The following is a 13,570-nucleotide window of genomic DNA, read 5'->3' on the forward strand; positions in this document are numbered from 1 at the left end:
CCTCAGGAAAGGGCACAAGGACGTGACTCTCCTCGGCATGCGGCGGGAGACCGCCGGGAACGACGACGCACGCGGCACCGGACCGGCCACCGGCCGGCTCGACCGCTTCTTCCGGATCACCGAGCGCGGCTCGACCACCGGGCGCGAGCTCCGCGGCGGGCTGGTGACCTTCTTCGCGATGGCGTACATCGTCATCCTCAACCCCCTCATCCTCGGCGGGACGAGCGCCGAGAACGCGCCCGTCGACGTCGCGGGCGGGTGGCTCCAGACGGCGCAGGTCGGCGCGATGACCGGCCTCGCCGCCGGAGGTCTGACCATCCTGTTCGGGCTCGTCGCGAACCTCCCGTTCGCGCTCGCGGCCGGGCTGGGCATCAACTCGTTCCTCGCCGTCGCCGTGATCGGCGACGTCACGTGGCCCGAGGCGATGGGGCTCGTGCTCGTCAACGGCCTGCTCATCGTGCTGCTCGCCGTGACGGGCGCCCGGTCGGCGATCTTCAACGCCGTCCCGCGCCAGCTCAAGGCGGCGATCACGGTCGGCATCGGTCTCTTCATCGCGTTCATCGGGTTCGTCGACGCCGGGTTCGTCACGCGCACCCCGGGCGGGCCGCCGGTCCAGCTCGGCGACGGCGGGTCGATCACCTCGGTCCCGACGCTCGTGTTCGTCGTCGGGCTGCTCACCATGGGCGTCCTCGTGGCGCGCAAGGTCAAGGGCGGGCTGCTCATCGGGCTCGTCGCGACGACCGTCGTCGCGATCGTCGCCGAGTCCGTGCTGCACCTCGGCCCGGCGTCGGAGACGAACCCCGGCGGCTGGCACCTCACCGTGCCCGCCCTGCCGAGCTCGCTCGTCTCGGTGCCCGACCTCAGCCTGTTCGGGCAGCTCTCGTTCGGCGCGTTCGACCGGATCGGGGCGCTCGCGGCGACGATGCTCGTGTTCACGCTGTTCTTCACGAACTTCTTCGACGCGATGGGCACGATGACGGGGCTCGCCAAGCAGGGCGGCCTCGCCGACGCGGACGGCAACTTCCCGCGCATCAAGTCGGCGCTCGTCGTCGAGGGCGTGGGGGCGGTCGTGGGCGGCGCGACGTCGTCGTCGTCGAACACGGTGTTCGTCGACTCGGCGGCGGGCGTGGGCGAGGGGGCGCGGACGGGCCTCGCCTCGGTCGTCACGGGCGGGCTCTTCCTCGTCGCGATGTTCCTCACGCCGCTCACGGCGGTGGTGCCGATCGAGGTCGCGAGCGCGGTGCTCGTCGTCGTGGGCGCGATGATGATGGGCCAGATCAAGGAGATCGACCTCACCGACTTCACGGTGACGCTGCCGGTGTTCCTCACGATCGTGACGATGCCGCTCACGTACTCGATCGCGAACGGCATCGGCATCGGGTTCGTCACGTGGGTCCTGCTGCGGACCGCGTGCGGGAGGGCGCGCGACGTCCACCCGCTGCTGTGGGTGGTCGCGGCCGGGTTCGTCGTGTACTTCGTGCGCGGTCCGCTCACCGCGGCCGTGGGAGGCTGAGCCTCGACATCGACCGCACGGCCGACGGGTCGCCCGCTCCTGGGGGTGGCCCGTCGGCGTGCGGGGAGCGGGAAGGGCGAGGCATGGCAAGAACAGCACGGGTGAGCGTCGACGAGCACCGCGCGGACGTCGCGGCCCTCCTCGCACCCCTCGTGGACGCGGCCCGACGCCGCACCCGCACCGAGGACGTCGACCTCGCCGACGCGCTCGGCCGGGTCCTCGCGGGCGACCTCGTCGCGCCCGTCGCCGTCCCGCTGTTCCGCAACGCGCAGATGGACGGGTACGCCGTCCGCGCCGCGGACGTCGCCGACGCGCGGGCGGACGCGCCCGTCCGGCTGGCCGTGGTCGCCGAGATCGCGGCGGCGCCGGGCGTCCCGCCGCGGCTCGCGCCGGGCACGGCTGCCCGCATCATGACGGGCGCGCCCGTGCCCGAGGGGGCGGACGCCGTCGTGCCCGTCGAGGACACCGCGACCGGGACGTTCGCCCGCACGCCCGCGGGCACGGCGCGCGCGGGCGTCACCGACCCGGCGGCCGGACAGGCCTCCACGACGCCGACCGACCCGGAGCCCGTCGAGGTCCGGGTGCCGCGGGCCGCGGGGGACTTCGTGCGCGAGGCGGGCTCCGACGTCCGCCCGGGCGACGTCCTGCTGACCGACGGGACCGTCCTCGCGCCGCACCACCTCGCGGCCGCCGCGGCGTGCGGGGTCGGGCGCGTCCGGGTCGTCGCGCGGCCGCGGGTCGCGGTCCTGTCGACGGGGTCGGAGCTCGTCGGCCCGGAGGAGGCCCCGGGGCCCGGGCAGGTCTTCGACGCCAACGCCGACGCGCTCGGCGCCGCCGTGCGGCGCGCGGGGGGCGACGTGGTGCTCACGGCCCGCTGTGGCGACGACGCCGAGCGGTTCGCCGCCGTGCTCGCCGAGGCTGCGGCGGTCGCGGACCTCGTCGTGACGTCGGGAGGCGTGTCGCAGGGCGCGTACGAGGTGGTCAAGGACGTCCTCGGCGGCGGTGCGTCGTCGGACGTGACGTTCCGCTCCGTCGCGATGCAGCCGGGCGGGCCGCAGGGGTTCGGCACCGTGGACGGGACGCCCGTGCTCACCTTCCCGGGCAACCCGGTGAGCGCGCAGGTGTCGTTCGCGATGTTCCTGCGCGAGCCGCTCGAGCGGGCCGCCGGGCTGCCCGGCGCCGAGCGCGTGCGCACGGCGGTGCTCGCCGAGCCGCTGACGTCGCCCACGGGCAAGCGGCAGCTCCTGCGGGGCGCGACGGGTCCGGGGGGCACGGTGCGCGTCGTCGGGGGAGCGGGCTCCCATCTCGTCGCGTCGATGGCGCGCGCGGACGTGCTCGTGGACGTCCCGGCCGACGTGACAGAGTGGGCCGCCGGGACCGAGGTGGAGGTGCGGGAGCTGTGACGCAGACGACGGACGGCGGCGCGCCGCCCACAGACCCGAGCCGCGTGACGACGGACGTCCTCGACGACGCCGTGTCGCGCGCCGTCGAGGACGCCGTCGGGGGTCCCGAGTGCGGGGCCGTCGTGACGTTCCGCGGCGTGGTCCGCGACGTCGACGGCGGCCGGGGCGTGACGCGGCTCGACTACGAGGCGCACCCCGACGCCACGGCCGTGATCCGGCGCTGCGTCGCGGACGTGGCGGCCGAGACGGGGCTGCGGGTCGCCGCGGTCCACCGGTACGGCAGCCTGGGGATCGGCGACGTCGCGCTCGTCGCGGCGGCCGCCGCGGGCCACCGCCGGGAGGCGTTCGAGGCCTGCTCGCTGCTCGTCGAGCGCATCAAGGCCGAGGTGCCGATCTGGAAGCGCCAGCACTTCGACGACGGCGTCTCGGAGTGGGTCGGGCTGTAGGACGCGTCCCTGGACCGCCCGCGAGACGACGAGAGGCGAGAAGTGGCCCCCGGCCGGAGCCGGGGAGGGGCCACTTCTCGCCTCTCGTGAGTTCTTCTGATCCGCCGGGCGACGACGATGTCGGGCGGGGACCCGGCCGTGCGGGCCGGGAGGGGGAGAGTCGGGTCAGCGCTCGGCGGGGCGGTTGTCGAGCAGCATGCCGATGCCGAGGCCGACGGCGGTGCCGAGGACGAGGCCGAACCAGCTGAGCACGACGACCCCGACGACGGCGCCGACGGCCGCGCCCAGGACGCTCTTGGTGCCGGCCTTCCAGGCGGCGGACCGCTCGTCGGTGCGGTAGATCGGGAGCGCGGACGCGCTGTTGTCCGGGGTCGTCGAGGACGCGCCGGAGATCGAGGAGGATGGGCGGTTGGTGGGTGCAGGAGAGATCGTCGTCACGACATCCATGGTAGGAAGAGACGGCGGCTCTGACCTGGGCTGATGCCCTGAGGTGACCGGCTTCACCCTATGATCTGCGCCACCGCCGGGCGCCCGCCTCAGCCGCCGATCGCGCCCATGCTGCGGGTCGTCGCCGCGAAGGCGTCGGCGGCGAGCGTCGGGGCGTCGCTGCCGTGCGCGAGCGGCTTGCGCCACATCGCGCCCTGCCACGCGCGGGCGAGGGCGTCGTCGCGCTCGTCCTCGGCGAGCTCCGCCGAGCGCAGGATCGCGCGCAGGTCGGTCTCGTCGTCGCCGAACAGGCACGAGCGCACGGTGCCCTCGGCGGTGAGCCGGGTGCGGTCGCACGCGCCGCAGAACGAGCGCGTGACGGAGGCGATGACGCCGACCGTCTGCGGCCCGCCGTCCACGAGCCACTCCTCGGCGGGCGCCGACGGGTCGTCGCGCCCGACCTCGAGCAGGTCGAAGCGGGTGCCCAGCACGGCCAGGAGGTCCGTGGCCGACACGAGGTCGTCGCGCGTCCAGCGCCCGTCGGCGTCGAGCGGCATCTGCTCGATGAACCGCAGGTGGCAGCCGTGCTCGACGGCCCACGCGAGGAGGTCGGCCGCGCCCGCCAGCGTCTCGGGCATGAGGACCGCGTTGAGCTTCACCGGGGCGAGGCCGGCGTCGAGCGCGGCGCGGATCCCGGCGAGCACGTCGGGGAGGCGGTCGCGCCGCGTGAGGCGCGCGAAGTGCGCGCGGTCGACCGAGTCGAGGGAGATGTTCACGCGGTCGAGCCCGGCGTCGACGAGCCCGCGGACGCGCTTGTCGAGGCCGATCGCGTTGGTCGTCAGCGAGAGGGACACGCCCGGCGCGGCGGCGCGCGCGGCGCGCAGGATGTCGGCGAGGTCGTTCCGCAGGAGCGGCTCGCCGCCGGTGAACCGGACGTCGGTGATGCCGAGCCGCTCCACCGCGACCCGTACGACCCGGCCGATCTCGTCGGGCGTGAGCAGGTCCTCGCGGGGGATCGCGGGCAGCCCTTCGGCGGGCATGCAGTACGTGCACCGCAGCGAGCACTTCTCGGTGATGGAGACGCGCAGGTCGCGTGCCACGCGGCCGTACCGGTCGACGAGCGCGTCGGTCGCCGGGCGGGCCGGGTCCAGGTCGTCCGGAGCGCCGGAGGGCACGGCGGACCGCACCCTGGGCATCCCGAGCGAGACGGCGGTCATGGGCCGATCGTAGTCGTCCGTCCCGCCGGGCCGGTGACCTGCGCCTCATCGCGTGCTAGCGTGGAGTCCGTTGAGTGGAACTGTAGTTCCATCAGACGGAACTCTCTCCCATGAGTCGGAGGGGGTCCACAGCGGATTCAAGCCCTGTGTTTCGGCCGCGTCACAGGGGACGCGGGCCAGGACACGCAGGGGACTCACCGCAAGGGTTCACTGGAAGGACGCCGGTACGCCGGCACCCTGCGGAAGCGAGGCCACGATGCTCCACATCGTCGACCGGCTCGCCCCCTGGCTCGGTCCGGGGCAGCCGCCCTTCGCCGTGGCGACGGTGGTCGCCGCGTCGGGGTCCGTGCCGCGCCCGGTCGGCACCGCGATGGCGGTCCGCGCCGACGGCGCCGTGCTCGGCAGCCTGTCCGGCGGGTGCGTCGAGGGCGCCGTCCACGCCGCGGCGCTCGACGCGATCGCGTCCGGCACGAGCCACCGCGAGACGTTCGGGTACAGCGACGACGACGCGTTCGCCGTCGGGCTGAGCTGCGGCGGGACGCTCGACGTCCACGTCCAGCCCGTGCTCCCGGACGACGACGCGACGCGCGCCCTGCACGCGCTCGCTGCGCGAGCCGAGCCCGCCCCGCCCGTGGCGCTCGTCCGCCGCATCGACGGCGGCGCGCGCACGGCCGTCGTCGTGGACGACCCGGGCGCCACCGACGAGGCGGCGGTCGCCCGGGCGCTGCGCGGCCTCGTCGGGCCCGACAGCCTGACCGCCGCCGCGGCGCAGGTCGTGGCGGTGCTGCGCGCGGGCGGCACGGCGACCGTGCACGCGGCGCACGGCGGCCCGGGCGCGTCGCCGTCGGCGGGGCGCGCCGCCGCACCGGCTCCGGCAGGGGGAGCCGCCGGCGACGCGTGCGACGCGGCCGAGCCCGTCACGCTGCTCGTCGAGACGCGGCTGCCCGCGCCGCGGTTCCTCGTGTGCGGGGCCAACGACTTCGCGGGCGCGCTCGTGCGGCACGTCCGGCTCCTCGGCTACCGCGTGACGCTCGTCGACGCGCGCGAGGTGTTCGCCGACCCGCGCCGCTTCCCCGAGGCGGAGGTCGTCGTCGAGTGGCCCGACCGCTACCTCGCCGGCGAGGCCGCCGCGGGCCGGCTCGACGCACGGACCGCCGTCGCCGTCCTCACGCACGACGCGAAGTTCGACGTGCCGCTCCTGCGGCTCGCGCTGGACCTGCCGCTCGCGTACGTCGGCGCGATGGGCTCGCGCCGCTCGCACGCCCAGCGCGTCGCCGCGCTGCGCGCCGAGGGCGTGGGCGAGGCCGCGCTCGCGCGCCTGCGGTCGCCCATCGGGCTCGACCTCGGCGCCGTCACGCCCGAGGAGGTCGCCGTCTCCATCACCGCGGAGCTCGTCGCCGCCCGGCACGGGCGCTCCGCCGTCGTCCCGCTCAGCAGCAGCTCGGGCCCGCTCCACGCGGAGCCCGCCGCACGACCGGACGGTGCACCGACGCACCGCCCCCACCCCGAGGAGGCCCCCTGATGGACCTGGGCACCGTCACCGACCTCGTCCCGACCGCCGACCCCGCCGACTGGCGCGAGGGCGACGCGTGGCTCGCGGGCGGGACCGTCCTGTTCTCCTACGGCAGCGAGACGCTCCGGCGCCTGCTCGACCTGACGAGCGCGGGGTGGCCCGCGCTGACCGTCACCGACGAGGGCCTCGAGATCGCCGCGACGTGCACCGTCGCCGAGCTGTGGGCGTTCGAGGAGAGCGCGCAGGCCGCGCCCGTGCGCGACCGGTGGCGCGCGCTGGACCTCGTGCGCCCGTGCTGCGACAGCTTCGTCGCGTCGTTCAAGATCTGGAACACGTCGACCGTCGGGGGCAACGTCTGCACGTCCCTGCCGGCCGGGCCGATGATCTCGCTCACCGCGGCGCTCGACGGCGTCGCGGAGGTCTGGGGGCCGGGCGGTACCCGGCGGGAGCAGCCCGTCGTCGACCTCGTCACGGGCGAGCTGCGCAACACGCTCGCGCCCGGGGAGCTCCTGCGCGCGATCCGTCTGCCGGACCACGCGCTGCGGTCGCGCACGGCGTTCCGCCGCCTGTCGCTGTCGAACCTCGGGCGCTCCGGCGTGCTGCTCGTGGGTCGGGTCGACCCGCCCGACGCCGGGGGCGCCTTCGTCCTCACGGTCACCGCCTCGACGCGCCGGCCCGTGCAGCTCCGTTTCGCGGCGGACGCGCTGCCCACCGCCGCCGACCTCGTCGCCACGCTCGACGCCGCGATCCCCGCCGACCTCTACCACGACGACATCCACGGGCTGCCCGAGTGGCGCCGGGACATGACCTACCGCCTCGGCGAGCAGATCCGCGCGGAGCTCGTCGACGGCACGACCTCGGACGGAGGCCTCCGATGACGACGACGCCCGCCCCGCACCCGGCCCCGCCGGTGACGATCGACGGCCGCACCGCCCGCACCGAGCCCCGCGCGGGCCAGTGCCTGCGCACGTACCTGCGCGAGCAGGGCGCGCTCGGCGTGAAGAAGGGGTGCGACGGCGGCGACTGCGGCGCGTGCACCGTGCACGTCGACGGCGTCCCGGTGCACTCGTGCGTCTACCCCGCGCGGCGCGCGGCGGGCCACGAGGTGACGACGATCGAGGGGCTCGCGGCGACGTCGTGCCCGGGCGGTGCCGGGGACGAGGCGGCGGGCGCGTGCGACCACGACCCCCACGGCCCGCAGGACGCGCTGCACCCGGTGCAGCAGCAGTTCCTCGACGCGCAGGGCTTCCAGTGCGGGTTCTGCACCGCCGGGATGATCATGACCGCCGCGACGTTCGACGACGCGCAGCGCGAGAACCTGCCGCGCAACCTCAAGGGCAACCTGTGCCGCTGCACGGGGTACCGCGCGATCGAGGACGCGGTCCTGGGGCGCGGCGACACGACCGGGACCGCGCCGGGCACGGGCGAGCGTGCGCCGTCGGGCGGCGACCGGGCCTCTACCTCGCCGGACCGGGGCTCTACCTCGGCGGACCACGGCGCTACCTCGCCGGACCGGGGCTCTACCTCGGCGGAGCAGGGCTCTGGCGAGGCGGGCCGGGCGTTCGGGCGCGACGTGCCCGCGCCCGCGGGCCGGGGGATCGTCACCGGGACGGTGCGGTACACGCTCGACGTGGACCCGGCCGACTACCCGGGCCTGCTCCACCTCAAGCTCGTGCGGTCGCCGCACGCGCACGCGCGCGTCGTCGCGATCGACACGACGGACGCGCTCGCGGTGCCCGGCGTGCACGCCGTGCTCACGCACGAGGACGCGCCCGCGACGCGGTTCTCGACGGCGCAGCACGAGCTGTTCACCGACGACCCCGACGACACGCGGATCCTCGACGACGTCGTGCGGCACGTCGGCCAGCGGGTCGCGGCCGTCGTCGCCGAGACCGTCGCGGCCGCCGAGGAGGGGGTGCGCCGGGTCCGCGTCGAGTACGCGCCGCTGCCCGCCGTCGTCGACCCGGAGGAGGCCATGGCCCCGGGGGCGCCGCTCGTGCACCCCGAGCTCGACGCCGCCGCCGCGCGCGTCTCGCGGCCGGAGGCGAACGTCGTCGCCGAGGTGCACAGCGAGCTCGGCGACGTCGAGCGCGGGCTCGCGGAGGCCGACGTCGTGCACGAGGCCACGTACCGCACCCACCGCGTGCAGCACGCCGCGCTCGAGACGCACTGCGCCGTCGCGTCCCTCGACGACGACGGGCGGCTCGTCGTGCGGTCGTCCACGCAGGTCCCGTTCCTCGCGCGCCGCCACCTGGCGCGCGTCCTCGACCTCGACCCGGAGCGCGTGCGCGTGCACTGCGAGCGCGTCGGCGGCGGGTTCGGCGGCAAGCAGGAGGTGCTCACGGAGGACGTCGTCGCGCTCGCGACGCTGCGGCTCGGCCGGCCCGTGCAGCTCGAGCTCACGCGCCGCGAGCAGTTCGTCGGCACGACGACGCGCCACCCGTTCCGCATCCGCGTGCGCGCGGGCGCGCGCCGCGACGGCACCCTCACGGCGCTGCACCTCGACGTCCTCAGCAACACCGGGGCGTACGGGAACCACGGCCCGGGCGTCATGTTCCACGGGTGCGGCGAGTCCCTCGCCGTCTACCGGTGCGACAACAAGAAGGTCGACGCCCACTGCGTCTACACGAACACCGTGCCCGCGGGCGCGTTCCGCGGGTACGGGCTGTCGCAGATGATCTTCGCGGTCGAGTCCGCGGTCGACGAGCTGGCGCGGCAGCTCGGCATGGACCCGGTCGAGCTGCGGCGTCGCAACGTCGTGCGCGACGGCGACCCCATGCTCTCCACGCACCCGACGCCCGAGGAGGACGTGCTCTACGGCAGCTACGGGCTCGACCAGTGCCTCGACCTGGCCGCCGACGCGCTCGCGCGCGGCCGGGCGCGCGACGTCGTTGCGTACGGCGCGGGCGCCGGGTCGGGGCCGGACGCGCTCCCGGACCTCGGCCCGGAGTGGGGCGTCGGGGAGGGGACGGCACTGTCCATGATCGACACCGTCCCGCCCCGGGGGCACTACTCCCACGCGCGCGTGCGGCTGCGGCCGGACGGGGTCGTCGAGGCCGAGGTCGGGACCGCCGAGTTCGGCAACGGCACGACGACCGTCCACGCCCAGCTCGTCGCGAGCGCGCTGGGGCAGGACGCCGCCGACGTCGTCGTGCGGCAGTCCGACACCGACCTCGTCGAGCACGACACCGGCGCGTTCGGCTCCACCGGCACGGTCGTCGCGGGCAAGGCGTCGCTCGCCGCCGCGCAGGACCTGGCCGAGGCGGTGCTCAAGGTCGCGGCCGGGGTCGCGGGCGCGGCGCCCGGCGACTGCCGGCTCGTGCCCGGCGGCGTCGACTGCGCCGGGACGGTGCTGCCGCTGGCCGACGTCGCGCGCGCCGCCGACGACGCCGGGATCGCGCTCGTCGCCGAGGGCCGCTGGGGCGGCACCCCGCGCTCGGTCGCGTTCAACGTCCACGGCTTCCGCGTCGCGGTGCACCGCGGGACGGGGGAGATCCGCATCCTCCAGTCCGTCCAGGCCGCCGACGCCGGGGAGGTCGTCAACCCGCGCCAGTGCCGCGGCCAGGTCGAGGGCGGCATCGCGCAGGCCCTCGGCGCGGCGCTCTACGAGAACGTGGTGGTCGACGAGACGGGCCGCGTGACGACCGACATCTTCCGCCAGTACCACCTGCCCACGTTCGCGGACACCCCGCGCAGCGAGGTCTACTTCGCGCGGACGTCGGACACCGTGGGCCCGATGGGCGCGAAGTCGATGAGCGAGAGCCCGTTCAACCCCGTCGCGCCCGCGCTCGCCAACGCGATCCGCGCCGCGACGGGCGTGCGGTTCACCGAGCTCCCGCTCGCGCGCGACCGGGTCTACCTGGGCATCAAGGCCGCCACCTCCGCCCGCTGAGCGCGGGAAGCAGTCCCGTCCGACGCCGGTCGGCGCGACTGCTTCCCGCACTCAGCGGGGCGTGGGGTCGTCCAGGAGGTCGAGGTCGGCCGCGGTGTCGAGGTCGCGGCCGTCGCCCGCGTGGTCGACGACGTCGACCAGGTCGGCGTGGGCACGCAGGAAGCCGCGTGCTCCGTGGTCGCCGCGGGCGCTCGCGGCCGCGGGCCGCGCGAGCGCGGCGTCGAGGACGAGCGGGTGCGCCCACCGAGGGCGGCCCGTCCCCACAGCGTCCTCCGCCGCGTCCTCCGCGGCGCCCCCGGCGAGCCACCGCGATGCGGTCACGCGACCGGGGCGGTGCGCGGCGAGGAGGTGCGCGACGTCGTCGGGCCCGACGCCGGGCTGGTCCACGTGCGCGACGACGACCCGGGCGGGGCCGAGACCGAGAGCGGCGGCGACGCCGACGCGCAGGGACGACGCCATCCCGGTGGCCCAGTCGGGGTTGTCGACGACGCGCACCCCGGGCCCGTCGAGCGACGACTCGGCCCGCACGCGCGCGGCCTCGGCGCCGAGCACCACGACGACGGCGTCGCACCCGCCCGTGAGCAGGACCCTCGTCGCGTGCTCGACGAGCGTCCCGCCGCGGTGGGGGAGCAGCGCCTTGGGGCCGCGGCCGAGGCGCGTCCCCGCGCCGGCGGCGAGCAGGACCGCGACGGCGGGCGCGGCAGCCGTCGGCGGGCCCGACGGTGGCGAGGTGGGCACCCGGCCAGGGTAGGTCGCCGCGCCGCGCGCGCGTCGTGGCCACCAGTGGGTTTTACCCGTCCTTGGCCATTTCATCGGCAGACGGGGATGCCGCTATGCTCGGCGCGCCGGGGCGACGCGGCGGGTCGCGGACCTGCTCGCTGGCGACCGTCCCGCACGACGAGCGAAGGAGTCCGGATGAGCTTCATGGAGAAGCTGCGCGGCCAGCTGATCGACATCGTCGAGTTCCTCGACGAGAGCCGGGACACGATCGTCTGGCGCTTCCCGCGCCAGGGCAACGAGATCAAGAACCAGGCGAAGCTCGTCGTGCGCGAGGGGCAGAGCGCCGTCTTCGTCAGCGAGGGCCGGCTCGCCGACGTGTTCGGGCCGGGCACGTACACGCTCGAGACCCAGAACCTGCCGATCCTGTCGACGCTGCAGGGCTGGAAGCACGGGTTCAGCTCACCGTTCAAGGCGGAGGTCTACTTCGTCACGACGCGCCAGCTCACCGACCTCACGTGGGGCACGCAGAACCCGGTGATCCTGCGCGACCCGGAGCTCGGCGCGGTGCGGCTGCGCGCGTTCGGCACGTACGCGCTGCAGGTCGTGGACCCGGCGGCGCTGCTGCGCCAGCTCGTGGGCACCGACCCGCAGTTCCGCACCGACGAGATCGGCGACTACTTCCGCCGCCTCGTGGTCGGCCAGCTCGGGCCGGCGCTCGCGGAGACCGGCGTCGCGGCGGTCGACCTCGCCGCGAACCAGGGCCAGATCGCCACGCGCCTCGCGGGCCAGCTCTCGGAGGACCTCTCGGAGTACGGCATCGCCGTCCGGCGCTTCGTCCTCGAGAACGTCTCCTTCCCGCCCGAGGTCGAGGCGGCGCTCGACAAGCGGACCCAGATGGCCGTCGTCGGGAACCTCGACCAGTACACGAGGTTCCAGGCGGCGAACGCGATCGAGACCGCGGCGGGGAACCCCGGCGGGGCGGGCGACGGCCTGGGCCTCGGTGCGGGGATGGGCTTCGGGGCCGCGATGGGGCAGCAGCTCGCGCAGTCGCTCGGGACGCCGTCGGCCCCGCAGGCTCCGGCGGCGCCCGCCGGTCCGCCGCCGCTGCCCGCCGCGGAGTCGCCCTGGTACTGGGCCGCGGACGGCGCGCAGGCGGGTCCCGGCACGGCGGCGGACCTCGCGGGCCACGTCCGGTCCGGGGCCCTGACGCGCGGTTCGCTCGTCTGGCAGCAGGGCATGGACGCGTGGACGCCCGCCGGGCAGGTACCCGCGCTCGCGTCGCTGTTCGCCGCGACCCCGCCACCGCTGCCGCCGACGGGCACCCCGACCGGCACCTCCAGCGACCCGGCGGCGGGCTGACGGTGAGCGACATCCCGGGCGAGCTGGTCCGCACGCGCTGCGACGCGTGCGGGTCGCAGCTCGCGTACGCGCCGGGCACGCAGCACCTGCGCTGCGTCGCGTGCGGCGGCACGGTCGACATCGTGCACGCCGCGGGCGACGCCGTCGACGAGCACTCCTTCGACGCGTGGGCCGCGGCCCAGGGCGGCGTGCGCGCCGGGATCCTCGACGCGCGCACCCTCGTGTGCGACGGCTGCGGCGCGACGACGCAGGGCACGGACCTGTCCGTCGCGTGCCGCTTCTGCGGGGGCCACCTCGTCGTGGCGGGCGAGGCGGACGGGCTCGTGCAGCCGGAGGCGGTCGTGCCGTTCGGCGTCGAGCAGGCGCAGGCGCGCGAGGCGTTCCGGCGGTGGGTCCGCTCGCGCTGGTTCGCGCCGGGCGAGCTGAAGAAGGTGGGGGACACCGAGTCGCTGCACGGCTCGTACGTGCCGCACTGGACGTTCGACGCGCGCACGTCGTCCGCGTACACGGGGCAGCGGGGCGACGCGTACTACGTCACCGTGAAGCAGGGGGACCAGGAGCGCCAGGAGCGGCGCGTGAGCTGGACGCACGTCGCGGGGCACGTCGCGCGCGACTTCGACGACGTGCTCGTGCCCGCGTCGTCCCAGGTCGCCGAGCGCGACCTCGCCCGGCTCGGGCCGTGGCCGCTCGCGCAGGCCGTGCCGTTCCGCGCCGAGTACCTCGCCGGGTTCGCCGCGGCGCGCTACGAGGTCGAGCCGCCCGTCGGGCTCGAGCGGGCGCAGCAGAAGATGGCCCCGGTGATCCGGAGGGACGTCGAGCGCGACATCGGCGGCGACGAGCAGCGCGTGGGGTCGGTCCGCACCGCCTACGCCGACGTGATGTTCAAGCTCGTGCTCCTGCCGCTGTGGGTCGCGACGTACGTGTACGCGGGCAGGCAGTGGCAGGTCATGGTCAACGCGAACACGGGACAGGTGGTCGGACGACGCCCCTACAGCGTCGGCAAGATCGTGCTCGCCGTCGTGGCTGGCCTGCTCGTGGTCGCCGCGCTCGTCTGGTGGTACGTGCGCTCGCAGACGTGAGC

11 protein-coding genes are annotated in these 13,570 nt (G+C 75.8%); 8 read left to right on the forward strand and 3 right to left on the reverse strand.

All coding sequences use genetic code 11. The annotated features are described in order from the left end of the window. Positions 1–37: 37 nt before the first annotated feature. From ACI769_RS00710 to ACI769_RS00720, 3 genes are all read left to right on the forward strand, one after another. The gene (locus tag ACI769_RS00710) at positions 38–1,513 is read left to right on the forward strand and encodes an NCS2 family permease (protein ID WP_085388317.1); all 1,476 of its coding nucleotides are present in this window, start codon (positions 38–40) and stop codon (positions 1,511–1,513) included. Positions 1,514–1,614: 101 nt separating this feature from the next. After that, positions 1,615–2,916 carry a gephyrin-like molybdotransferase Glp gene (gene glp / locus ACI769_RS00715; protein ID WP_232322604.1) on the forward strand — a complete coding sequence of 434 codons (1,302 nt, stop codon included), beginning with the start codon at positions 1,615–1,617 and terminating at the stop codon, positions 2,914–2,916. Beyond that, positions 2,913–3,362 (forward strand): molybdenum cofactor biosynthesis protein MoaE, encoded by a 450-nt coding sequence (locus tag ACI769_RS00720; protein ID WP_082774251.1) that lies wholly within the window; start codon positions 2,913–2,915, stop codon positions 3,360–3,362. Before glp ends, ACI769_RS00720 begins: the two co-directional genes overlap by 4 nt. Positions 3,363–3,527: 165 nt before the next feature. On the opposite strand, the gene ACI769_RS00725 is transcribed toward ACI769_RS00720, so the two are convergent. Both ACI769_RS00725 and moaA read right to left on the reverse strand, forming a co-directional pair. Continuing rightward, positions 3,528–3,800, reverse strand: coding sequence for a hypothetical protein (locus tag ACI769_RS00725; protein WP_043660040.1), 273 nt, complete (start codon positions 3,798–3,800; stop codon positions 3,528–3,530). A gap of 98 nt (positions 3,801–3,898) precedes the next feature. Beyond that, a complete protein-coding gene (gene moaA, locus ACI769_RS00730; protein ID WP_085388315.1) occupies positions 3,899–5,005 on the reverse strand; it encodes a GTP 3',8-cyclase MoaA in 1,107 nt (368 codons plus the stop codon). 256 nt (positions 5,006–5,261) lie between these two features. Between moaA and ACI769_RS00735 the strand changes: the two genes are divergently transcribed. From ACI769_RS00735 to ACI769_RS00745, 3 genes are read left to right on the forward strand one after another with little or no spacing between them, the layout of a single operon-like run. Further along, positions 5,262–6,527, forward strand: a complete 1,266-nt coding sequence (locus ACI769_RS00735) for an XdhC family protein (protein WP_085388314.1) — start codon at positions 5,262–5,264, stop codon at positions 6,525–6,527. Next, positions 6,527–7,396: a xanthine dehydrogenase family protein subunit M gene (locus ACI769_RS00740; RefSeq protein WP_043659903.1), complete on the forward strand. Its 870-nt coding sequence runs from the start codon at positions 6,527–6,529 to the stop codon at positions 7,394–7,396. The genes ACI769_RS00735 and ACI769_RS00740 overlap by 1 nt, the downstream gene beginning before the upstream one ends. Next, the gene (locus tag ACI769_RS00745) at positions 7,393–10,410 is read left to right on the forward strand and encodes a molybdopterin-dependent oxidoreductase (RefSeq protein WP_409141049.1); all 3,018 of its coding nucleotides are present in this window, start codon (positions 7,393–7,395) and stop codon (positions 10,408–10,410) included. The genes ACI769_RS00740 and ACI769_RS00745 overlap by 4 nt, the downstream gene beginning before the upstream one ends. A gap of 51 nt (positions 10,411–10,461) precedes the next feature. Here the strand turns inward: ACI769_RS00745 and ACI769_RS00750 are convergent, their stop codons facing one another. Next, positions 10,462–11,148, reverse strand: coding sequence for an NTP transferase domain-containing protein (locus ACI769_RS00750; protein WP_232322603.1), 687 nt, complete (start codon positions 11,146–11,148; stop codon positions 10,462–10,464). A gap of 177 nt (positions 11,149–11,325) precedes the next feature. On the opposite strand from ACI769_RS00750, the gene ACI769_RS00755 reads away from it, so the two are divergent. Next, positions 11,326–12,489, forward strand: a complete 1,164-nt coding sequence (locus ACI769_RS00755) for an SPFH domain-containing protein (RefSeq protein ID WP_085388311.1) — start codon at positions 11,326–11,328, stop codon at positions 12,487–12,489. Between the two features lie 2 nt (positions 12,490–12,491). After that, complete coding sequence (locus ACI769_RS00760; RefSeq protein WP_085388827.1) at positions 12,492–13,568, forward strand: hypothetical protein; 1,077 nt, start codon at positions 12,492–12,494, stop codon at positions 13,566–13,568. Positions 13,569–13,570 lie beyond the last annotated feature (2 nt).

The sequence above is a fragment of the Cellulosimicrobium sp. RS genome, assembly GCF_046159675.1.
In the GTDB taxonomy this organism is placed as follows: domain Bacteria; phylum Actinomycetota; class Actinomycetes; order Actinomycetales; family Cellulomonadaceae; genus Cellulosimicrobium; species Cellulosimicrobium funkei.